The 21,781-nt window shown below is 71.5% G+C and carries 17 protein-coding genes and 1 pseudogene; 13 read left to right on the forward strand and 5 right to left on the reverse strand.

Translation table 11 applies throughout. The features are described 5' to 3' along the window. Positions 1 to 79: 79 nt before the first annotated feature. Complete coding sequence (locus F3T56_RS02475; RefSeq protein ID WP_149822986.1) at positions 80 to 1,717, forward strand: cellulase family glycosylhydrolase; 1,638 nt, start codon at positions 80 to 82, stop codon at positions 1,715 to 1,717. Positions 1,718 to 1,730: 13 nt separating this feature from the next. Here F3T56_RS02475 and F3T56_RS02480 read toward each other — a convergent pair whose 3' ends face one another. The 3 genes from F3T56_RS02480 to F3T56_RS47365 all read right to left on the reverse strand — a co-directional run bounded on the left by F3T56_RS02480 (position 1,731) and on the right by F3T56_RS47365 (position 4,199). Further along, positions 1,731 to 3,212, reverse strand: a complete 1,482-nt coding sequence (locus F3T56_RS02480; protein WP_149823190.1) for an MFS transporter — start codon at positions 3,210 to 3,212, stop codon at positions 1,731 to 1,733. A gap of 202 nt (positions 3,213 to 3,414) precedes the next feature. Continuing rightward, positions 3,415 to 3,681, reverse strand: coding sequence for a restriction system modified-DNA reader domain-containing protein (locus F3T56_RS02485; protein ID WP_149822987.1), 267 nt, complete (start codon positions 3,679 to 3,681; stop codon positions 3,415 to 3,417). A 17-nt stretch (positions 3,682 to 3,698) separates the two neighbouring features. Continuing rightward, positions 3,699 to 4,199, reverse strand: a complete 501-nt coding sequence (locus tag F3T56_RS47365) for a GNAT family N-acetyltransferase (protein WP_246203349.1) — start codon at positions 4,197 to 4,199, stop codon at positions 3,699 to 3,701. 127 nt (positions 4,200 to 4,326) lie between these two features. Here F3T56_RS47365 and F3T56_RS02495 point away from each other — a divergent pair, with 127 nt between their 5' ends. The 12 genes and pseudogenes from F3T56_RS02495 to F3T56_RS02550 all read left to right on the forward strand — a co-directional run bounded on the left by F3T56_RS02495 (position 4,327) and on the right by F3T56_RS02550 (position 19,203). After that, entirely contained in the window at positions 4,327 to 5,733 is a 1,407-nt protein-coding gene (locus tag F3T56_RS02495; RefSeq protein WP_149822988.1) for a hypothetical protein, read from the forward strand. Between the two features lie 111 nt (positions 5,734 to 5,844). Then, on the forward strand, positions 5,845 to 7,119 hold the full coding sequence (locus tag F3T56_RS02500) for an AAA family ATPase (protein ID WP_149822989.1): 1,275 nt from the start codon (positions 5,845 to 5,847) through the stop codon (positions 7,117 to 7,119). Continuing rightward, positions 7,116 to 8,441 carry a vWA domain-containing protein gene (locus tag F3T56_RS02505; RefSeq protein ID WP_149822990.1) on the forward strand — a complete coding sequence of 442 codons (1,326 nt, stop codon included), beginning with the start codon at positions 7,116 to 7,118 and terminating at the stop codon, positions 8,439 to 8,441. Before F3T56_RS02500 ends, F3T56_RS02505 begins: the two co-directional genes overlap by 4 nt. A 154-nt stretch (positions 8,442 to 8,595) precedes the next feature. Continuing rightward, entirely contained in the window at positions 8,596 to 9,726 is a 1,131-nt protein-coding gene (locus tag F3T56_RS02510) for an ATP-grasp domain-containing protein (protein ID WP_246203351.1), read from the forward strand. Continuing rightward, positions 9,687 to 9,938, forward strand: a pseudogene (locus tag F3T56_RS02515) (dipeptide epimerase); the annotation flags it as partial. The gene F3T56_RS02510 and the pseudogene F3T56_RS02515, both read left to right, overlap by 40 nt. Further along, positions 9,922 to 11,184 carry an MFS transporter gene (locus F3T56_RS02520; protein WP_149822991.1) on the forward strand — a complete coding sequence of 421 codons (1,263 nt, stop codon included), beginning with the start codon at positions 9,922 to 9,924 and terminating at the stop codon, positions 11,182 to 11,184. The pseudogene F3T56_RS02515 and the gene F3T56_RS02520, both read left to right, overlap by 17 nt. Beyond that, complete coding sequence (locus tag F3T56_RS02525; RefSeq protein WP_149822992.1) at positions 11,181 to 11,972, forward strand: class I SAM-dependent DNA methyltransferase; 792 nt, start codon at positions 11,181 to 11,183, stop codon at positions 11,970 to 11,972. The genes F3T56_RS02520 and F3T56_RS02525 overlap by 4 nt, the downstream gene beginning before the upstream one ends. A gap of 25 nt (positions 11,973 to 11,997) precedes the next feature. Beyond that, a complete protein-coding gene (locus tag F3T56_RS02530) occupies positions 11,998 to 13,578 on the forward strand; it encodes an ABC transporter substrate-binding protein (protein ID WP_149822993.1) in 1,581 nt (526 codons plus the stop codon). Further along, complete coding sequence (locus tag F3T56_RS02535; protein WP_149822994.1) at positions 13,575 to 14,528, forward strand: ABC transporter permease; 954 nt, start codon at positions 13,575 to 13,577, stop codon at positions 14,526 to 14,528. The genes F3T56_RS02530 and F3T56_RS02535 overlap by 4 nt, the downstream gene beginning before the upstream one ends. Beyond that, on the forward strand, positions 14,525 to 15,388 hold the full coding sequence (locus F3T56_RS02540) for an ABC transporter permease (protein WP_149822995.1): 864 nt from the start codon (positions 14,525 to 14,527) through the stop codon (positions 15,386 to 15,388). The genes F3T56_RS02535 and F3T56_RS02540 overlap by 4 nt, the downstream gene beginning before the upstream one ends. Then, entirely contained in the window at positions 15,385 to 16,980 is a 1,596-nt protein-coding gene (locus F3T56_RS02545; RefSeq protein WP_149822996.1) for an ABC transporter ATP-binding protein, read from the forward strand. Before F3T56_RS02540 ends, F3T56_RS02545 begins: the two co-directional genes overlap by 4 nt. Positions 16,981 to 17,184: 204 nt before the next feature. Continuing rightward, positions 17,185 to 19,203, forward strand: coding sequence for a serine/threonine-protein kinase (locus F3T56_RS02550; RefSeq protein ID WP_149822997.1), 2,019 nt, complete (start codon positions 17,185 to 17,187; stop codon positions 19,201 to 19,203). A 3-nt stretch (positions 19,204 to 19,206) separates the two neighbouring features. Here F3T56_RS02550 and F3T56_RS02555 read toward each other — a convergent pair whose 3' ends face one another. Beyond that, complete coding sequence (locus F3T56_RS02555) at positions 19,207 to 19,995, reverse strand: FHA domain-containing protein (RefSeq protein ID WP_149822998.1); 789 nt, start codon at positions 19,993 to 19,995, stop codon at positions 19,207 to 19,209. A gap of 211 nt (positions 19,996 to 20,206) precedes the next feature. Continuing rightward, positions 20,207 to 21,646, reverse strand: a complete 1,440-nt coding sequence (locus tag F3T56_RS02560; RefSeq protein ID WP_149822999.1) for a hypothetical protein — start codon at positions 21,644 to 21,646, stop codon at positions 20,207 to 20,209. Positions 21,647 to 21,781 lie beyond the last annotated feature (135 nt).

The following is a 21,781-nucleotide window of genomic DNA, read 5'->3' on the forward strand; positions in this document are numbered from 1 at the left end:
CGACCGGTGCGGAGCTCGACCGGCCGCTGCCCACACGCGTGACCGGCCTCCTCCCCAACTCCCCTCTCCTGGAGCCACCATGAGATCCCGTACCCCGGCCATCCCCCATGTGACCGCGGTCGCCGCGGCCCTTCTGGGGCTGCTCCTCCCCCTGTTCGCCCTCGGTCCGCCGGCCCAGGCGGCGCCCACCGGTTTCCGTGTCGAGAACGGACGGCTGCTGGAGCGGTCGGGCAACGACTTCGTGATGCGGGGCGTCAACCACGCCCACACCTGGTACGCGGGCCGGATCAGCTCCCTGTCCCACATCAAGGCCAAGGGCGCCAACACCGTCCGCGTGGTCCTCTCCAGCGGCGACCGGTGGACCCGTAACGACACCGCCGACGTGGCGAACGTCGTCGCGGAGTGCAAGCGGAACCGGCTGATCTGCGTCCTTGAGGTGCACGACACGACGGGGTACGGCGAGCAGAGCGGTGCCGTCACGCTCTCGCGCGCCGCCGACTACTGGATCAGTGTGCAGAGCGCGCTGACCGGTCAGGAGGACTACGTCATCGTCAACATCGGCAACGAGCCGTACGGCAACAACAATTACGCGAGCTGGACGGCCGACACGAAGGCGGCGATCCAGAAGCTGCGCACGGCCGGTTTCGACCACACGCTCATGGTCGACGCGCCCAACTGGGGCCAGGACTGGGCGTTCACGATGCGCGACAACGCGGCTTCCGTCTTCGCCGCCGATCCGGACGCCAACACCGTCTTCTCCATCCACATGTACGGCGTCTTCGACACGGCCGCCGAGATCAGCGACTACCTGGGCCGCTTCGTCACCGCGAAACTCCCCATCGTGGTTGGCGAGTTCGGGCACGACCACTCCGACGGCAACCCCGACGAGGAAGCCGTCCTGGCCACCGCCCAGCGGCTCGGCCTCGGTTACCTCGGCTGGTCCTGGAGCGGCAACGGCGGTGGCGTCGAGTATCTGGACATGGTCACGAACTTCGACCCGAACCAGCTCACCAGCTGGGGTCAGCGGCTCTTCAACGGCGCGAACGGTATCGCCGCGACCGCCAGGGAGGCCGCGATCTACTCCTCGTCCGGCGGCGGGGACACCACTCCCCCGACCGCCCCCGGAACCCCGAGCACCTCGGCGGTGACCTCCTCGTCCGCCACGCTGACCTGGGCCGCCGCGACGGACGCGACCGGTGTCTCGGGCTACGACGTGGTCCGCGTCAACGGCACGAGCGAGACCGCCGCGACGACCACGACGGGCACCTCCGCCACGCTGACCGGCCTTACCCCGGCCACGTCGTACGTCTTCGCTGTGTACGCCCGTGACTCGGCCGGCAACCGCTCCCCGCGCTCCGGCACGGTGACCGTCACCACCACTTCCGGCGGCTCGATGGCGGCCTGCGCGGTCGGCTACCGGGTGACGAGCGAGTGGTCCGGCGGCTTCCAGGGCGAGATCGTCGTCCGCAACACCGGCACCTCGGCGATCAACGGCTGGACCCTGCGTTGGACGTTCCCCGACAGTCAGCGCGTCACCAACCTGTGGGGCGGCACCGCGACCCAGTCCGGCGCCGAGGTGAGCGTCACGGCCGCGTCGTACACGGCGAACATCCCGGCGGCCGGCTCGGTGACTCTCGGCTTCACGGCGAGTCGGGGAAGCACGAACCCCAGTCCCACGGCGTTCGCCCTCAACGGCTCGACCTGCACGGTGTCCTGAGAGTGTCCTGAGGTCAGACCTGGCCGGGCCCCGTCCCGCCCTTGAGGCGGTCCAGGTCGGACTCCCGGACCTGGATGGCCAGGAGGGCGATCAGCGCGGCGATCACGGTGAAGATGGCCGCCATGATGAAGGCGGCCGAGACCCCGGCGGTGAGGATCTCGTCGGACCAGGGCGGCGGGAGCTGCCCGGTGCGTTCGAAGAGCAGGCGCTCGGCCGGGGTCGCCTGGGACAGGAAGCGGGGGATCTGCTCCGCGGCCTCGTTGGTGCTGGCCGTGCCGAACATGGTGACGAGGATGGACAGACCGAGTGAACCGCCGACCTGCTGGGTGGCGTTGAGGAGCCCGGAGGCCGCGCCGGTCTCCTGGGTGCGGACGTTGGACAGCGCCATCAGGGTCAGCGAGACGAACTCCATGCCCATGCCCAGGCTGAAGACGAGGATCGGGCCGAGGACGCTGCCGGTGTAGGTGGAGTGGACATCGGTCAGCGTCAGCCAGGCCAGTCCTGCCGCGGACAGGATCGCGCCCACCACCATGAACGGCTTGGGCCCGTACACGGGCAGGAACCGCGACGCCAGCCCGGCGCCGACCGCGATGACCGCGCTGACCGGCAGGAACGCGAACCCGGTGGCCAGGGGGCTGAAGTCCAGCACGTTCTGCACGAAGAGCGTCAGGAAGAAGAACATACCGAAGATCGCGGCGGCCAGGCACAGCATGATGCCGTACGTGCCCGCGCGATTGCGGTCGGCGAACATGTGCAGCGGGGTGATCGGCTGCCGGGAGCGCCTCTCCACCAGCACGAACACCGCGAGGAGGACGACGGCCCCGGCGAACGAGGCCAGCGTCACCGCGTCCCGCCAGCCGTCCTGGGCGGCCCGGATGAACCCGTAGACCAGCAGGACCATGCCCGCGGTGGAGGTGAGCGCGCCGGTGATGTCGAAGTGCCCGGGGTGCCGTTCGGACTCGCGGATCCAGCGGGGCGTGGCGAGGACGATGAGCAGTCCGATCGGTACGTTGACGAAGAGCACCCAGCGCCAGTTCAGCCACTCCACGAGCACTCCGCCCGCGAGCAGCCCGATCGCGCCGCCGCCGGCCGAGACCGCGGCGAACACCCCGAACGCCCGGTTGCGTTCCGGGCCTTCGCGGAAGGTCGTGCTGATCAGCGCGAGGGAGGTCGGGGACGCGATGGCGCCGCCGACGCCCTGGAGGGCGCGGGCGGCGAGCAGTTGACCCGAGTTCTGGGCGAAGCCGCCGAGCAGGGACGCCAGGACGAAGAGCAGGACACCGAAGATGAAGACCCGCCGCCGCCCTAGGATGTCCCCGGCCCGGCCGCCGAGCAGCAACAGACCGCCGAACGTCAGGGTGTACGCGTTGACCACCCAGGACAGGCTCGTGGTCGAGAAGTCCAGGGACCTCTGGATGTTCGGAAGCGCGATGTTCACGATGGTGATGTCCAGCACCACCATCAGCTGGCACGACGCGATGACCAGCAACGCCATCGCACTCCCGCCACCACCCGATTCCTGGGTGGTGGTCCCGGCCGGAGAACTCGGCTGCGGGCTGCTGCTCATGGCGATCGCCGCGTGTCACTCGACAGAGGTCACAGAAGGTCACACAGGTCGGCGAACGGTCCCGTCCACTCCTGCGTCCACTGTTCGACGGTACGCCCGTGCCCCGGCCGTCACCACTCGAACGGCGGCATCACGCGAGCCGCCCGTCCCGTTGGGCCTCGCCGCGCAGCTCCCGCAGGGACAGGCGGCGTCCGTCGTCCAGAGCGACGTGCCAGAAGGCCATGCCGGAACAGCTCCTGGTGCCCCGCACCACCTTCCCCGCCTCGTCCGCGGTGTTGTAACGGTCACCGCTGGGCAGGGTGAGATACTCGTCCGCGTCCACCGTCACGGTATGGCGGCCACCGCGGTACTCCGCCTCCAACTCGGCGCCCGGCGGCAGCACGGCCGCGCGCATCATGCGCGCCAGGTCGGTGTTCAGGGGCCGCCGACGCGGAGTCGGTGATCACCTTGTCGAGCTTGCTCGTCACCGAGGAAGAACACCTCCGCATCCCGCCGGTACACCCTCCCCTCGCGCACCAGCCGGTCGAAGGCCTCGAACAGGTCCGTCACCAGGATGCGTACGTCCTCGGCCGTCCAGGCGTACTCCTGCTGGTAGTACTCGATGTGATACCTGGCCTGCCCGAACGGGCACCGCCGTCGCCGAGGGCGGCGACCGGCAGGCGGTCGGGGCGGGCGAGTACCGCGCCGATGGTGGTGGCTGGCCCAGTTCAGCCAGGAGACGGCCGGATCGGGAGAGCCCGCGGTCAGGCGCTGGTAGCGCGACCGCAGGGCTTGCGGAGTGTCCGGGGTGCCGCCGATGAAGGCGTGCAGGGCCGGATCGGACAGCACCGCGGCCATCTCCTCGGCGTGCTCGACGTGCAGCGGCAGCAGGTCCAGCCGCCGGGTGCTGATGGCCTGGGCCGTGAGGGGGTTCATGGGCACATGGTTTCCTCGCTCGCCTCGAAAACCTGTGTGCGATCGAGGCGGTGGGCGTTATGATCACCGCGATGATGACTCACTCCATTGACAGATCGGGGGTTCCGTCCGCGCAAGGTGAGTGCTGATGCTCACTCACATCGCGAACGGGGATTCCCGCCTTTCCTACTGGTTGCGCGTGCGCGAGTTCGCCGTGCCGCCGTCGATGATCGAGACCGCCACCGCTCGCCGTGCTGTCGGCGACTGGGCGGGGGCGTGTGCTGCCGCAGGCATCGATGTCGACCTCAATCCGCGTACCGTGGCACACGAATACGGCCAGGATGTCGCGGCCCGGCTTCGGGACGACCTACGGCATTTGGCGCCCGATCTGCTGCGCTGGCACATGCCGAGGGTCGCTCCCGACGGGCTGTTGCGGCCGGGCCTGACCGTCACTCTGGCCCGGTACGAGGCCGCCGGACGCGACGGGCCGTATCCCGTGCATCTCGTGGTCCGGACCCCGCCCGCGTGGGCGGACGCCGGTCAGCGGATCGGCCTCGCGCTGTGGGACGGGTCCCGCGGCGAGGTCGACAGGTGTCGGCATCCGCGTCCTCGTCCCAGTCGGCGGTTCCGTTTCGATCTGCACCGGCATCTGTGGGACGCGCGCAGGGCGGGTGAACTGCGGATCCGGGCGGGGGCCGAGGTGCCGCCCTCCACCGCCGAACCTTCCGTACGGGACCCGGAGTTGTCGGGGCTCGTGCCGCCGGAGCGGGGCTGTGCCGTCGGCCGGTGGGCGGAGGAGGCGGGGATCGTGCTGCGTGCCGAGGGGCGGTCCGGGGGTGCCGTCCTGGTGCGGTTCGGGGTCCGGCGGCGGCTGGTGCTGCATGTGGCGCTGGGCGTCGGGCTCGGGCCGCCCGGGCCGCGCATCGTGGGGGTGAACGGCGACGACAGGGCTTGCAGTTCGCTGCCGGTGCTGCCCGACGCGGCGACCTGGGTGCTGCCCGACCTGGAACTGATCCGTTCCGGTGCGATCGAGGTCGACCGGCTGCATCCGCTGGTCGCCTCCGCGCTCGTACCCGATCATGTTCCGTCGGCTTCGGCCCGGGCGCGGGAACGGGCAGGGCAGCCGCGGTTCGTGGACTGCCGGGGAGTTCAGCATCGGATCGGCCTGGTCGACGGCGTTCTGGCCCCGCTGGACCACGACCCGGCCGAGCTCCGGCGGGAGGAACTGCTGGTCGCGTTGACCGGTACACCGCTCCCCTGCTTGCAGGCCATCGACGAGGCGCACCGCCGCCCGGACTGCCTGTCCGGTGTGCGGGAACGCCTCGACCACGGCGACATCGCCGGAGCGCTGGCCGTCGTCGAGGGTCTGCTGGGCCCCGACGCACTGCTGCGCGACGGCGCGCTGCGGGACGAGTTGGAGGAGGCCGCGCGCCGGCGGATCACCTACGGGTTGTACAGGTCGGGCCTGACCGGCCCCGGCCCACGCCGTATCCGCCTCAGCGACCGCCGTCGCCCTTCCCGCGAGCTCCGCTCACGCAACGCCACGTTCTTCTGACCCGGGGCTGTCCCACACACACAAATACCCGTTCGCATCGCTTCACGGCGGGGGCCTGCCTCCGCGCTCCTTCACCCACGCGTTTCCTCACACACCCAAAGGTGATCAAACATGCCCACTTGCACTCCGTTCGCCCTGCCCAGCGCCCTCTCCGCCCCTGACACCGACCAGGTCCACTCCTCCCAACTCGACGTCGCGGGCGACCTGTTGAGCCTGTTGCGTACGACCACCACCGAGCCTCGCCCCGACACACAGTTGGAGGCGTTGACCCTGGCCGTCGCCGCCGATCTGCCCGTACTGCTGTGGGGTGAGCCGGGAATCGGCAAGACCGCGGCGTTGACGCAGCTCGCCGCGGCGCTGAACCTTCCGCTGACCACCGTGATCGCGAGCGTGCACGAGCCGTCCGACTTCTCGGGGCTGCCCATCGTGGGAGACGACCCGGCGGAGCAGGGGGTGCCGATGGCGCCGCCGGACTGGGCGGTGCGGCTGGTGCGGGCCGGGCGGGGGCTGCTGTTCCTGGACGAGTTGTCGACCGCGCCCCCGGCCGTACAGGCCGCGCTGCTCCGGCTGGTGCTGGAGCGGCGGATCGGCGCGCTGCAACTGCCGCCCGGCGTCCGGATCGTGGCCGCAGCCAATCCGCGGTCCTCGGCCGCCGACGGCTGGGAGCTGAGCCCGCCGCTCGCCAACCGGTTCGTACACCTTCAGTGGACCCACGACCACGAGGTCGTCGTACGCGGCCTCGGCGGGACCTGGCCCAGGGCCACTCTGCCACGGCTCGACCCGGAACGGCTCGCGGAAGCCGTCGACTTCGCCCGTCGCGCGGTGTGCGGGCTGCTCGCCGCCCGCCCCAAACTCGTACACCAGCTGCCCAGCAGCGAAAGCCGCCGGGGCGGCCCTTGGCCGTCGCCGCGCAGCTGGGAGATGACCCTGCACCTGATAGCCTTCGCCACCGCCTCCGGGGTCTCCCGGAACGTACTCTCCCTGCTGGTCAGGGGCACCGTGGGAGACGGGCCGGGGCTGGAGTTGCTGGCCAGTCTGGACCGGTTGGACCTCCCGGATCCCGAGGACCTGCTCGCCGACCCGACCGGTGCCGTACTGCCCGAGCGGGGGGATCTGCGCCAGGCCGTGCTCGACGGGGTCGTAGCGGCGGTGCGCAACCGCCCCGAGAAGTCCCGCTGGGACGCCGCGTGGGCGTTGCTCGTCCACGCGGTAAAGACAGGCGCCCCGGACCTGGTGGTCGTCCCCGCGACCACCCTCGCCGCACTGCGCCGAGAGGACTGGGACGTCCCCGAGTCGATCGAGAAGCTCGCCGGAGTCGTCTCCCTGTCCCGCCGAGCGGACGAGGCCGCGGCCCGGGCCAAGAGCGCGGCGAGGGCGGCGCGATGAGCACGGACGAGACGAGGACCGCCGAGGCCAGAGCGGCCGAGACAAGGACGTGCGGGACAAAGACAAACAAGACCAGGCCGCCCGCGACGACACCGGCGCGACCCCTGGACCGCGACAAGTTGTTCACCGCCCGATTGCAGGCGGCCCGGGCCCGGCCCTATCTGGCGTCGGCGTTGTTCGCGCTGCACCCCGTCGAGGACCGGCAGGTGCTGACGATGGCCGTGGACAGGTACTGGCGGTGTTATGTCTCACCGGTCTTCGTGGACCGGACGCCGGTGGAGGAGTTGGCGGGCGTATGGGTGCACGAGGTGTCGCATCTGCTGCGCGACCATCACGGGCGTGGCGACCGGGTCGCCCGGGAGCGCGGGCTGACCGGTGCCGGGGTACGGCTGCGGATGAACATCGCCGCGGACTGCGAGATCAACGACGACGTGTACGGCGACGGGCTGGTGAAGCCCAAGGGCGTGGTCATGCCTTCGACCTTCCGGCTGGCCGAGGGGCAGCTCATGGAGGAGTATCTGGACGACATCCGGCTGGGGCCGCGTATGCAGGCACTGGCCTGGCTGGACTGCGGCAGCGGCGCCGACGGGCTGGAACGGGAGTGGGACCTCGGCCCGGACGGTGCGCACGGTCTGAGCGAGCAGGAACGGGACGCGGTCCGGTTCCGGGTGGCGCAGGGCATCAAGGGCCGGCCGGGAAGCGCCCCGGAGGGCTGGCAGCGGTGGGCGGAGGAGGCGTTCCATCCGCCTCAGCCGTGGCGGGAGTTGCTGGGCGCGGCCGTCCGCTCGGCAGCGTCCGGCTCCGGCGCGGGCGAGGACTACACCTACGGGCGGCCGGCGCGGCGCTCGGCCGGGGTGCCCGGGGTCGTCCTGCCGAGCCTGCGGCGCAGGCCGCCCCGGGTCTCCGTGGTCATCGACACCTCGGGGTCGGTCAGTGACGCCGAACTGGGCAGCGCGCTCCTGGAGGTCACCGCGATCTCCGCTGCCCTGGGCGGCCGGCGCGACCTGGTCACCGTGGTGCCGTGCGACGCGGATGCCCGGATCGCCCATCCGCTGTGCCGGGCCCAGGGCATCCCCCTGGTGGGTGGCGGCGGCACGGATCTGCGTACGGGTTTCCGCGCGGCCCTGCGCGCCCAGTCCCCGCCCGACGTCATCGTCGTCCTCACCGACGGACAGACCCCCTGGCCCGCCACCCGACCGCCGTGCCGGACCGTGGTCGGCCTGTTCTCACGGCCGCACTCGGACGACTCGTGGGACGAGAACGACCCCGACTACGTACCGGACTCACCGCCCGACTGGGCCCGCGTGGTCGAGATCGGATAGCGACCTCGAACTCCCCCACACAGCCCACACACAACAACCACATGACAATGAAAATGATTATCGATAAGGTGGGGGTGTCAAGCCGGTCGCCTCCTCGTCGAAGCTTCGTCGGGCTGCCCTGACGCCTGAACCGCACCGCACGAAAAGGGGAGCTGTGGCTCATCTGCTGGTGGTCGAGAGCTGGGTCGGATCGATGAGCAGGCTGCTGCCACGCGCGATTCGGGAGGGCGGGCACGAGTTCACCTTCCTCACCCGCGACCTGCACCACTATCTGCGCTCGGCCCCGGAGGGAACGGCACATCCGCTGCTCGGCGCGCGGAACGTGGTCACCGCGGACACCAACGACACCGAGACCCTCCTCCCGGAGGTCGCCCGGCTGCACTCGGTCCTCGGGTTCGACGGGGTGATCTCGTCCTGCGACTACTACCTGCCGACGGTGGCGCGGATCGCCGGTCACCTCGGGCTGCCCGGCCCGGGTCCGGAGGCGGTCCACGACGCCTGCCGCAAGGACGCCACCCGCCGCGTACTCGCCGACGCGGGGGTGCCGGGACCGCGTTTCGCCCTCCATGAGGAGTGGGCCGACCTCGCCCGGGCGGCGCGGGAGATCGGCTATCCGCTGGTCGTGAAGCCCGTCGACCTGTGCGCGGGCATGTACGTACGGCGGGTGGAGGACGAGGCCGAACTCGCGGCAGCCGTATGGGCGTTGGCCGACTTTCCGCTCAACGCGCGCGGTCAGCGGCGGGTGCCCGCCGTGCTGCTCGAGGAGCTGCTGACCGGTCCCGAGGTGAGTGTCGAGACCGTGTCGTACGCGGGGGCGGTCCAGGTCGTGGGCGTGACCGACAAGAGCATCGGCGGGGCGCCGGCGTTCATCGAGACCGGGCACATGTTCCCCGCCGCTCTGACGGCGGCCGACAGGGGGGCCGCCGAGCAGACCGCGCTGAGCGCGCTGAAGGCGCTCGGGCTGACCGACGGTGTCGTGGCGCACACCGAGATCAAGCTGACCCCGGCCGGGCCGCGCGTCGTCGAGGTCAACCCCCGGCCCGCCGGGAACCGCATCACCGAGCTGATCCGCCATGTCACCGGCATCGACCTGGCCGCGGCCGCCGTCGAGGTGGCCCTCGGCCGCGAGCCCGACCTGCGGCGCCGGGAGACCGGCCTGCGCAGTGCCGCCGTCGGCTTCCTCGTACCGGAGACATCGGGCACCCTCGAAGCGCTCGACAATAGACAACTCACCGCCACACCAGGCGTGTCGCCCAGTCGATCGAGGGCAGCGGGACGGAGCTGATGCTGGGCTGTCTGACCGCAAGCAGCCTCGGGCTGGCACCCGCCGTGCATCTCGCCGACCGCGCCCGCTGGGTCGACCTCGACGGGCATCTGCTGCTGGCCCACGACCCGTGGACCGGTATCGGGGGCGGCGACGGGTTCGTACGGACAAGTGGGCTGCCCGGTCTGGGAGTTCGGCCGAGAAAGGAGGCGCGCCGTGAAGACGTGGCATGAGATGCGCAGCTTCCCGTTCGCCGTCCGCCTCCTGCTGGTCAACCAGCTCGGCGTCAACATCGGCTTCTATCTCCTCATCCCCTATCTCGCCACCCATCTGACCGAGAACCTGGGTATGTCGGCGGCGGTCGTCGGCATCGTCCTCGGCGTCCGGAACCTCAGCCAGCAGGGGCTGTTCATCATCGGCGGATCGGCCTCCGACCGGCTCGGGGCACGCGGCGTCATCATCGCCGGATGCGCGCTGCGGACGGTCGGGTTCGGGTTGTTCGCGCTGGGCGACGGGCCGGCGGTACTGCTGGCCGCGTCCGTGCTGAGCGGGCTCGCGGGCGCGCTGTTCAATCCGGCCGTGCGGGCGTATCTCGCGCAGGAGGCCGGTGAGCGCAAGGCGGAGGCGTTCGCGCTGTTCAACGTGTTCGCGACGACGGGTGCCCTGATCGGTCCGCTGCTGGGCAGTGTGCTGCTGCTCGTGGACTTCCGTACGTCCGCGCTGACCGCCGCCGGGATCTTCGCGGTCCTCACCGTCGCGCAGGCCCTGGTGCTGCCCGCGCGGAAGGTGGAGCCGAGCGGCAGCGGTGTCCTCGGGGACTGGCGCGAGGTGCTCGGCAACCGGGCCTTCCTGGCGTTCGCGCTCGCCATGGTCGGCATGTTCACCCTGGAGAACCAGCTGTACCTGCTGCTGCCCGCCGGGGCCCGCGCGGCCACCGGCTGGGACGGCGCCGCCGGTCTGGTCTTCCTCGTCGGGACCCTCGCCAACCTGGCGCTTCAGCTGCGCATCACCAAGTCGCTCAAGTCCCGTGGTAATAGGGCGCGTTGGATCGCGCTCGGGCTCGCCGTCACGGGGCTGGCGTTCCTGCCGGCGGCCCTGGGGGCGGGTGCCGGGTCCGCCGGGTGGCTCGACGCCGTACCCGTCCTGCTCGGCGCGCTGCTGCTCTACCTGGGGCTCATGGTCGCCTCGCCGTTCGTCATGGAGCTGATCCCCCGCTTCGGCCGGCCGGAGCTGACCGGCACGTACTTCGGGATCTTCTACGTCGTCTCCGGCGTCGCCGCGGCCGTCGGGAACACCCTCGTCGGGTGGGCCATGGACGCCGGGGAACGCGGCGGCCACGCCTGGCTGCCATGGGCGTGCTGCGCCCTGTTCGGCCTGGCCTCGGCGGGCGGGGTGGCCTGGCTGCACCGGCTCGGCGCGCTCCCCGCGGATCCGGCGCCGGTCGCGTCCGCTCCCGCCGGTGAGAGGAGCAGCGCATGACGACCGGCAACCCCCTCACCGACAACCCCGAGCTGTACGAGGCCCGGTTCCCCGACCCCGACCGGCTCGCCGGACGCTGGGCCGAGGACTGTCTGCGCCGCCACGGCGCCGGACCGCGCGTGCTGGACATGGGCTGCGGCACCGGCCGTGACGCCGCCCATCTGCACGGCGCCGGCCGTACGGTGACGGGCGCCGACCTCTCCGAGGCGATGCTGGCCCACGCCCGTGCCCAGCACCCCGGGCCGGCGTACGTGCGGGTCGACCTGCACGGCTTCGACCTCGGCCGGGCCGCCTTCGACGTGGTCGTCTGCCTGGACAGCTCCCTGCTGTACTGCCACACCGACGACCAGCTCGACGGCTTCCTCGCCTCCTGCCGCCACGCGCTCGCCCCCGGCGGGCTGCTGGTCGCGGAGATGCGCAACGGCGCCTACTTCCTGGGCCGCACCGACCTGCTCGACACCCCGACCGTCAACGCCTTCATCTGGCAGGGCACCGCCTACCGGTCCACCACCACCCTGACGGTGGACCGCACCGCCCAACTCCTGCGCCGCATGCGCGTCTGGACCTCGGACGACGGAGCACCGCCCGTCGAACAGCGGTCCGCCTGGCGGCTGTTGTTTCCGCTGGAACTGCGCCACGTCCTGGCCGCGCACGGCTTCGAGGTCCTGGAACTGCACGACGGTCCGGGGCCTCGTACCGAACCGCCCTGGCAGGAGGGCGAGTTGCCCGGCCAGGTGACCGATGCCGACCGACTCCACCTCGTCGCGCGCCTGCGCACCACCCGCTGATCCATCACACTCCAAAGGGACTGTCATGTACGACGAACGCTTTTCCGGGCTGCGCCGGCGCGGCTTCCTCGCCGCCACCACCGGGGCCGCCGCCCTCGCCCTCGTCGGCTGCGGCGGCACGGAGAACACGGCCGACCAGAGCGGCGGCGACGGCACCCCCAAGCGCGGCGGACGGCTGCGTGCCGCGTTCGCTGGCGGCGGTGCCAGCGAGACCCTCGACCCGCACCTCGCCAACCTGTTCGCCGATGTCGCCCGCGCCAAGGCGCTGTACGACAAGCTCGCCGACTACGGCGCCGATCTGTCCGCCCAGCCGCGCCTCGCCGCGAAGTGGGAGTCGAACAAGGCGCTGGACCGCTGGCAGGTCACCCTGCGCGAGGCCACCTTCCACGACGGCAAGCCGGTCACCGCGAAGGACGTGCTCTACAGCTACCGGCGGATCTCCGACCCCGAGAAGGCATTCCGCGCCAAGGCCTCCCTGGAACCCATCGACCTCAACGCGAGCCGGGCCACCGGTGAGCGGAGCATCGAGTTCGTGCTCAAGCGGCCGACGGCCGAATTCCCCAACGTGCTGGCCGCGTTCGGCGCGTACATCGTCCCGGAGAACGCCGGGGAGAACGCCTCCGACTTCGACAAGAAGCCGATCGGCTCCGGCCCCTTCCGCTTCGTGTCCTTCTCCCCCGGCCGCTCGGCGGTCTTCCGCCGCTACGACGCGTACTGGGAGGGCGCCCCGCACCTCGACGAGCTCGAATTCGTCGTCGCCAACGAGGAGTCGGCCCGCGCCAACGCGCTTCTCGGCGGCCAGGTCGAGTACGCCCACGAGCTGAACCCGACCACCGCCCGGGCCCATGAGGGCAAGGGGCAGATCGAGATCGTCCGGCTGCGCAACAGCGCCATGCAGGCGTTCTGTATGAAGACCGACCGGGCGCCCTTCGACGACAAGCGGGTGCGTGAGGCGTTCTTCCTCATCGTCGACCGGAAGGAGCTCGTCGACGGCGCGCTCTCGGGGGCGGGCGTGGTCGGCAACGACCTGTTCGGCAAGGGCTACGAGTACTACGCCGCCGATCTCCCGCAGCGCGAGCAGGACCTCGACCGCGCCAAGGCCCTGCTGGAGCAGGCCGGTGCCGAGAAGCTGAAGGTCACGCTGGACACGTCGGCCGTGGCCGCCGGGTTCACGGAGGCGGCCAGCATCTTCCGCGACCAGGCCGCGAAGGCCGGTGTCACGATCGACGTGAAGATGGGCAGCAAGGACTCGTACTGGGCCGACATCCTCGACGGCGGCACCCTGGCCTGCTACCGCTCCGGCGCCATGCCCATCGAGGCGCACATCTCGCAGCGGCTGCTCACGGACTCCACCACCAACGCCACCCACTGGAAGCACAAGGACTTCGACGCGCTGTACCAGCAGGCGCAGTCCACCCGGGACAAGACGGAGCGGGCCGCCGTCTACAAGCGCATGCAGCGCCGGCTGTACGCGGAGGGCGGCTTCCTGATCTGGGGCTTCGCCGACTGGATTCTCGGAACGGCCCGCAATGTGAAGGGAGTGGAGACCAAGGCCCCCGCCAACACGCTCGACTGGGCGCGCTTCGACAAGGTGTGGCTCGCGTGAGCGGACTGCGTTCCTTCGTCGCCCGGCGGCTGCTCCTCGGCGTCGCGCAGACCGTGGCCGTGGTGCTGCTGGTCTTCGCGCTCACCGAGGCGCTGCCGGGCGACGCCGCGGTCGCCCTCGCCGGGGACCAGCCTGACCCGGCGCGTATCGCCGCCATCCGCGAGGCGATGCAGCTGGACCGGCCGGTGCACGAGCGGCTGGCCGACTGGGCGATCGGGCTGCTGCACGGCGATTTCGGTACCTCCCTGGCCTCCGGCCGCCCGGTCGGCCAGTACATCGCCGACGGCTTCGGGCCGACCCTGCTGCTGGCCGCGCTCACCGTGGCGCTGCTCGTGCCGATCGGTTTCGGGCTCGGCGTGCTGGCGGCCCGTCACGAGGGCGGGCTCGTCGACCGCCTGGTCAGTTCCGTCACGCTGGCCGTGTACGCGGTCCCCGAGTTCGCCCTCGGGGTGCTGCTGGTGACCGTGTTCGCGCTGAAGCTGGGCTGGCTGCCGCCGACCGCCGTCGGCTACGGCACCGACCTGCTCGCCCACCCGGCCGCGCTGGTCCTGCCCATTCTCGTCCTGCTGTCCCGGCCGGTCTGCTCCCTGGTCCGCCTCGTGCGCGCCGGCATGGTCGACGCCCTCGCCTCGCCGTACGTCGCCCACGCCCGCCGGTACGGCCTCGCGGACGCCCGGGTCCGTTATCTGCACGCGCTCCCGGGCGCCGTCGCCCCGGCCGCCCAGCAACTCGCCCGCACCGTCGACTGGTTGCTGTGCGGCGTCATCGTCGTGGAGGCCCTCTACGTGATCCCCGGACTCGGCACCGTCCTCCTCAACGCCGTCGCGGAACGCGACGTACCCGTCGTCCAGGGCCTCGCCGTGGTGTTCGGCGTGCTCACCGTCGTCCTCAACCTGGGCGCCGACGTGGTGGCCCGGCGCTTCGCGCCTCGGGCGGGGGTGGCGGCGTGACGGCCGGTACGGTCACGGAGGCCGGCACGGCCGCCGCTGCCGGGCGGCGGCGTACGGGCCGTTTCGCGCTCGGCGTCGCGGTCATCGCCGTACCTCTCGTCCTCGCCCTGCTGGGACCGGTGTTCGCGGGCGAACCGGGCCCACGGACGGCGTCGTTCACGCTCGGCGACGGGCACTGGCTCGGCACCGACTTCGTGGGCCGGGACGTGTGGCGGCAGGTACTGCACGGCGGTCGGCCGGTCGTCCTGACCGCGCTCGGCGCGGGTGCGCTCGCGTATCTCGTCGCGCTGCCGGTCGGTCTGGCCGCCGCGCTGACGCATCGGCGCTGGCTTGAGGAGCTGCTGATGCGGCCCCTGGACGTGCTGATCGCCGTACCGTCGCTGCTGCTGATCCTGCTGGTCGCCTCGGTGTTCTCCCCCGGCGCCATCGGCCTCGCCCTCCTCGTGGCGCTGGTGAATGTGCCGGACGCGGCCCGTCTGGTGCGGGCCGCCGCCACGGAGGCCGCCGCCCGGCCGGTCGTGGAGGCGCTGCGGCTCCAGGGTGAGAGCTGGTGGCGGGTGGCCGTCGGTTATGTGGGCCGCTCCATCCTGCGCACCCTGGGCGCGGACGCCGGCACCCGGCTGACCGGTGTGCTGTATCTGGTCGCCACAGCCGCGTTCCTCGGTGTCGGGGTCGCGCCGGACGCCGCGGACTGGGCGGTGATGGTCGACCGCAACCGTACGGGCCTGTTCGTGCAGCCGTGGGCCGTGGTGGTGCCCGCGCTGCTGATCGTCGCCCTCACCACGGGCACCAACCTCCTCTTCGACGCCGCACTGGAGAAACCCGGCGGGCGCCGGGGACGGAAGGAACGACGGGCGTGACGCAGCAGAACGACAGCGCCGGCCGGGATGCCGTGGCAGCGGAACCCGTGGCCGAGATCGCGGACCTGCGGGTCGAGGTCGGTGGTCGGGCGATCGTCGACGGGGTGAGCCTGAGGGTGCTGCCCGGCAAGGTCACCGCGCTGGTGGGCGCCACGGGCAGCGGCAAGACCACGACCGGGCTGGCCCTGCTCGGCGAGTACCCGCCCGGCGCCCATGTGACCGGCGATGTCCGCGTGGCGTCCGACGACCTGGTCGGCTATGTGCCGCAGCACCCCGCGGCCGTCCTCAACCCCGCCCGCCGTGTCACCGCGCTCCTCACCGACATCGCCCGCGCCCACGTGCGCCGACTGCCCCGGGGGCAGCGCCGGGCGGCGGCCCGCGCGAGCGTTCTCCAGGCCCTCGCCGATGCCCAACTCCCGGACGCCGAGCATCTGTTGCGCCGCTACCCGCACCAGCTCTCCGGCGGACAGCAGCAGCGTGTCGTCCTCGCCCAGGCGCTCCTGCTCGGTGCCCGCGTCATCGTCGCCGACGAGCCCACCACGGGCCAGGACGCCCTGACCAAGAGCCGTATCGTCGACCAGTTGGCGGCGGTCGCGGCACGCGGCATCGCGGTCGTCCTGCTCAGCCATGACCTCGACGTCGTGCGGGCGCTCGCCGACGAGGTCCATGTCATGCGGGAAGGGCGCGTCGTTGAGTCGGGTCCGGCACAAAGACTATGGCTCGCGCCCCAGCACGAGTGGACCCGCCGACTCCTCGACGCCCGACCATCGTTCGCCGAGGCCCACGACCGGCCCGACCCGGCGACCACCGAGCCCGTACTGCGCGTACGCGGCCTCACCGCCCGCCACCGCGACGGCGCACGCGGCACCATCGTGGCCGTGCGCGCCCCCGAACTCGCGCTGCGCGCCGGGGAGTGCCTGGCCGTCGTCGGCCGCTCGGGCAGCGGCAAGACCACCCTCGCCCGGTGCCTCGCCGGGCTCCACCGCGACCACGACGGCGAGATCCTCCTCGACGGCACTCCCCTGCCCCGCAGTCTGCGCGACCGCGGCCGGGAGCGGTTGGCGGCCGTGCAGTACGTCTTCCAGGACGCCCGCGCCGCCTTCGACGAGCACCGCCCGATCCTGCACCAGGTGGCCCGCACGGCGATCCGGCTGCGCGGCGCCGACGACCGCGCGGCCGAGTCCGAGGCGCTGACCACGCTCACGCGCCTCGGACTCTCCGAGGAGCTGGTACGCCGGCGCCCCGCGCAGCTCTCCGGCGGCGAACTCCAGCGCGCCGCCCTGGCCCGCGCCCTCCTCGCCCGGCCCCGGGTGCTCATCTGCGACGAGATCACCTCCGGGCTCGACACGGTGACCCGCAGGGGCATCCTCGACGTCCTGCTGTCGCTGCTCCGCGACCGCGACGACCTGTCGCTGGTGCTGATCACCCACGACCTGGACACAGCGGCCGTCGCCCACCGCATCGCCGTCCTGGACGCCGGGGAACTCGTCGAACAGGGCCCGGCCCAAGAGATCCTGACCGCGCCACGGCACCCGTTCGCCGTCTCACTCATGGCGACCACGGCGCGTCTGGAGGCAGGGACGGGCTCCTGACGGTTCCCTCCCCCTCGGTTCCCTCCCCCACGCGAAGTGTTTCCGGCGCTGTCCCACAACCTCTACTCATGGGGACGTCTGATGCAGGCTCAGGGCAGAAGCTGCGAACTGATCGCCACACGCAGTAGTTTCACTCGCAGTAGTTTCGGGTTCACGCGCGCGGCCGGGCGGGTGCGCGCGCCGTGCACTGGGTAAGGGGGAACTGTGCGTTCCGGGGAAGAGTTCGCGAGTCGCTTCGTCCTCAAGGAGATCATCGGGGCGGGGCGAAGCGGTGATGTGTGGCTGGCCCACGACACGCTGGTCGGGCAGGACGTCGCGCTGAAGCCCGAGCCGATCAGGGGCGACCGCGAGACCGCCGTACGCCGACTGCTCGGCGAACCACGCGCCATGGCCAAGTTCCGCGACCACCCGCACGTCGTGACCCTGTTCGACGTCGTGACCGTCCCGCACGGCGGCAAGACCGTCCCGCACAGCGGCGAAGAGGGCGCGGACGCGGAGGACGGCGCACCGGAGACGTACTGGTTCATCACGGAGTACGTGCCCGGCGGCGACCTGAACGGGCAGCCGCCGATGACTCCCGTGCACGCGGCCCGTATCGGTGCCGAACTCGCCGACGCGCTCGTCGCCCTGCACGAGGCGGGGATCGTCCACTGCGACATCAAACCCGCCAACATCGGCCTCACCCGCAGGGGCGCGGCCAAGTTACTGGACTTCGGAGCCGCGTACCGGGTCGGTGGCACCGAGACCATCACGGCCAACGGCCCCTTCAGCTTCACCCCGGACTTCGCCGCCCCCGAGCTGGCCCGGGGGAACGTGCCCCGCCCCGCCTCGGACGTGTTCTGCCTGGGAACGACGCTCTACGCGCTGGTCACCGGCTCGCCCCCGCGCGGCGGCGGGCGCGAGGACGACGACGGCCGCCGGGAGCCGGGCGACACGGAGGACAGCGAGCGCCTGCGGTACTGGAAGGCCGAGCAGGGCGTCGTGGAACTGGACGCGGAGGCCGTGGGGCCGCTGTATCCCGTGCTCACGGCCATGCTGCGGCGCGATCCGGGGCAGCGCCCCGACGCCGCCGAGGTCAAGCGGCTCCTGGAGGCCGTCGCCGCACCCGAGTCGACCACATCGGTCACGCCGGTCGAGCCGCCGCCCGGGTCTCCTGAGCCGGATGTCCCGCCGCCGCCCGGGCACACCCGTCGCCCGCGGCGGCGCCTTGCGCTGCTCGCCACCGCCCTCGGCGTCTGCGCCGCAGTCGCCCTGGGCCTGGTGCTCATCCCCGACGACAGCGACGGCGGCGACGACGGAACCGGCCGCGAGTCCGGCCGGGGCAGCATCCAGCAGAACTTCGAGAACGGCGAATCGCGGGCCCTGATCGGCGATCCGTACACCGCCGATGTGTGCGCCCTGGCCGACCGTAACGCGCTCAGCCGGTTCGGCAAGGTCGAAGTGGACGCGGACTACGGGAACTTCGACCAGTGCGACGTGCTCGTCCACTCCGACGACGAGACGCGGATCGATGTGTCGTTCCAGCTCCGCCCGGGCTCGTCGTCCGAGACGTCCGAGCCCACCGATTTCGTCGGCAGGATCGGTATCACGGAGTCGCCGGAGAGCGACGACGAGTGCATCCTGCTGCTGGCGCCCGACGGCACCACCGACGGGATCGTCGGAGTGCGCGTCAACATGGGCGATGGCGAGGTGACCGGGGGTCAGGCCACGTTGTGCACGGTCGCCCAGGCGGCCGCCAAGAGCGCGGCCGAGACCCTGGACGAGGGCCCGGTCCCCCGCCGTGCCGAGGCCTACCCCTCCTCGTCGCTGGCCTGGGCGAACGCCTGCAAGCTGCTCGACGACGAGGTGCTGTCCGCCGTCCCCGGCCTCAAGGTTGACCAGCCGGAGGTCGGCGTCGCGAACTGGAACTGCGAATGGTCCAGCACCGTCGACGATCTGGAGGCCGAGGTGGACTTCCACCGCGATCAGCCGAAGTCCGAGGAAGAGGGCACCCCCGTCGAACTCAGCGGATACAAGGGCCTCGTCGAGCCGGATGACGACGACTGCCGGGTCTTCGTCGAGTACCGCCCGTACAGCGGTGAGAACGCGGAGACGTACGCCGAGATGGTGCGCCTGCGCGTCGGCGGGGAACGGCCCACGGACGAGCTCTGCGAGATGGCCACCGCCCTCGCCCGCTCCGCAGCCGCCGAACTGCGCGCACAACACCCTGAGACCTCCTCGTGAACCTCAGCGCGCGCAGTCCGGCCAGGCGCTGTCGTCCTCCATCAGGTCCAGGTCCGGCGGTACGAGGGTCGTGGACTCGACCAGGCCTTTGAGGAGGTTGTGGAGGAGCCTGTTGTCGGAGGGGCGGCCCTCGGACATGTCGTGCATCAGCCGGTCCTTGAAGCCGGTCCTGTTCAGGCGTCGGCGTACGGCCTCGATCCGGTGCTCGACCTTGCGCGGGGTCCAGCCCGCGTCCGTGCGCAGGAACTTGAGCTGCTTGGCGGCCATGGAGTACGTCAGAGGGCGGGGGTCCTCCTCGTAGAGCAGGTAGCGCTGGCCGAGTACGACCAGCAGCAGCCGTTCGTCGTCGTCGAGCGGCCAGATGTTCGGCCGTACGGTCTCGGCGTGCCGGCGCGACACCGGGCCCTGGTCGTCGTGGTCGGCGACGTACAGCTCGACCAGGTGCTCGCGGTAGCCGGAGCCCTTCACGAACAGCGGGGTGTAGCCGGTGGTGAGGGGGATCGGCTCGGTGGTGGTGTGCATCATCCGGCCACGGGGCAGCCGTACGAGCTGCTGCCCGGTGTTGCGGAGCCACCAGTGACCCTGCCGGTACGTCAACTCGCCGTGCCGTCGGCTCACGCTCAGATCGTCCACGCCGACGCCGAGGTCGGCCTCCGGCTTCTTGCCGCGTCCGAAGCTGACCGTCAGGCCCGTCCGGGGTGGGGCGCTGAGGTCTCCGGTGACCGTGCGGGCGTGCAGCGTGCCTGGTGCGGCGGGCGCGACACCACGCGCGAGGCTGGTGGAGAGGGGCATCGCGGTTCTCCTCGGTTCGGTGCTTTCTCGGCACGTGGTAAGGACTCTGCCATCAGGATCCGCACTCACGCCGGGACCCCTCCCCAAAAGGGGCCCGTATAAAGGGACATGCCCGGTCTTCGGGGCTCAACGGCGCCTGATGGCGTACGAGTTGAGGTGGGCGACGGCTCCGGGGAGGGGCGGAGCCGTCGTCCACGTCGCGTGTCTGATGTCACCGGACGACCAGCGGCCGGAACGCGTCCCGTATATCGGACTTCGACACCTCGACGGAGTCGTCCTGCGGCGGGTCCGCGTCGTCGTAGCCGTATTCGTAGTACGTGATGATCGCAGGGCAGCTGGAGCCGTTGATCTGGATCTCGCGGTCCGAGACGAGCTTGCCGGTGCGCAGTTCGTACACCTTCACCGGGATCTCGATCTTGTGGAACCTCACGTACGTGGTGGAGCCGGAGTCGGTTACGTACGGGCACGTCCGCACGGGGTCGCCGTAGCCCTCATTGCCCATACAGACCACCAGCGCGGCGTCCTCGGCGTTGTCGGCCCGCCAGGAGCCGGGAAGTTTGTCGGAGTACTCGTCGGCGCCGTCATAGGCGCCGAAGTACAGCGCCCGGTTGGCACCTTTGCCCATGGGCTCGGCGCCGCTGTACTCGGCCGGCTTCGAGCAGTACTTGGGCTGGTCGCCGTCCACCGGTGCGAGCAGGTCGCGGATGGTGTCCCGCTCGATGTTCCGCGTGGCCTTCGTGACGCCCTTGCGTGCCCTGCCCGCGAGGTCGTCGCCGGGATACCGGTCGAGCACCCGCTCGTACTGCTCCCGGGCGTCCTTCCAGCGGTTCTGCCACATGAGGTCGTCACCGCATCCGACGAGGGAAGCGGGCGCGGACCGGTCGGCCGCAGCGGCGGTTCGGTCCAGAGGGTCGTCGCCGAGTTTGCGGTCGCGGAGCCAGTCGATGACGGTGACGGTGGCGCAGGAGTCGGCGGTGGGCAGGTCGCCGAGGAACTCGTCCAGCGTCCCCTCGACCGTCTTCTCGTTGCCGGGTGACGCGAGGACCGAGTCGAGTGTCCGAAAGCCCCTTTTCAGGGCGGCGAGATCGCCGACCAGCGCGATGTCCAACTCACCCCCGGCCAACCGCACCCGGTCACACATCCTTACGACCTCGTCGCCGTCGGCGGTCGACCGGGCATCGACGACACGGTGCCCGAACGACACCCAGCCCTGCGCTCTCGCCACCTCCGCGCAGTCACCGCGTTCGCGGGCCTCGGAGACACTCCGCTCGATCCCGGCGGCCTCGACGCGCAGGTACGCCACGGTCAGCAGCACCGGCAGCGTGACACCGAGGGCCACCAGGCGCTGCCCGAGCCTCGTGCCCCGGGGTGCGCGCCGGCGCGCCAGGAACCATCCGTGGGCGGTGACGGCGACCCACCACAGGAGCATGACGACCTCGTCCGACGGCGAGGCTCCCACGCCGAGCCTGACGACGAGCACGAGCGTGACGGCCAGGGCGGCGACCGCGAGCCAACGCCTTCGTCTCACCATCAGGTAGCCGACGCCGAGCAGGGAGGCGTTACCGAGGGCGACGGCCAAGGGGTCGCTCGCCCTGACCTCGGCAGGCTCGGGCTCCGGTACGGCGGACGGGGCATGCGTCGGGTCGTTCATCCTGATCCCCCGGTCGCAGAACGGGTCTGACACCCGCATGGTGCCGCCGACCCTTCGGGACCCCTCCCGCGCCGACCGCAGTCACGCGGACGCGGGCGGCACCGATCCGGAGAACCCGGTCGTGGTGCCGCCCGC

It is taken from the genome of Streptomyces tailanensis (genome assembly GCF_008386495.1).
In the GTDB taxonomy this organism is placed as follows: domain Bacteria; phylum Actinomycetota; class Actinomycetes; order Streptomycetales; family Streptomycetaceae; genus Streptomyces; species Streptomyces tailanensis.

Bases quoted from the DNA above. Each gene is read 5' to 3' on its own strand.
- F3T56_RS02530 (WP_149822993.1), top strand. From the start codon at position 11,998: ATGTACGACGAACGCTTTTCCGGGCTGCGCCGGCGCGGCTTCCTCGCC.
- F3T56_RS02500 (WP_149822989.1), top strand. From the start codon at position 5,845: ATGCCCACTTGCACTCCGTTCGCCCTGCCCAGCGCCCTCTCCGCCCCT.
- F3T56_RS02525 (WP_149822992.1), top strand. From the start codon at position 11,181: ATGACGACCGGCAACCCCCTCACCGACAACCCCGAGCTGTACGAGGCC.
- F3T56_RS02475 (WP_149822986.1), top strand. From the start codon at position 80: ATGAGATCCCGTACCCCGGCCATCCCCCATGTGACCGCGGTCGCCGCG.
- F3T56_RS02555 (WP_149822998.1), bottom strand. From the start codon at position 19,995: ATGCCCCTCTCCACCAGCCTCGCGCGTGGTGTCGCGCCCGCCGCACCA.
- F3T56_RS02505 (WP_149822990.1), top strand. From the start codon at position 7,116: ATGAGCACGGACGAGACGAGGACCGCCGAGGCCAGAGCGGCCGAGACA.
- F3T56_RS02485 (WP_149822987.1), bottom strand. From the start codon at position 3,681: ATGATGCGCGCGGCCGTGCTGCCGCCGGGCGCCGAGTTGGAGGCGGAG.
- F3T56_RS47365 (WP_246203349.1), bottom strand. From the start codon at position 4,199: ATGAACCCCCTCACGGCCCAGGCCATCAGCACCCGGCGGCTGGACCTG.
- F3T56_RS02560 (WP_149822999.1), bottom strand. From the start codon at position 21,646: ATGAACGACCCGACGCATGCCCCGTCCGCCGTACCGGAGCCCGAGCCT.
- F3T56_RS02495 (WP_149822988.1), top strand. From the start codon at position 4,327: ATGCTCACTCACATCGCGAACGGGGATTCCCGCCTTTCCTACTGGTTG.
- F3T56_RS02480 (WP_149823190.1), bottom strand. From the start codon at position 3,212: ATGGCGTTGCTGGTCATCGCGTCGTGCCAGCTGATGGTGGTGCTGGAC.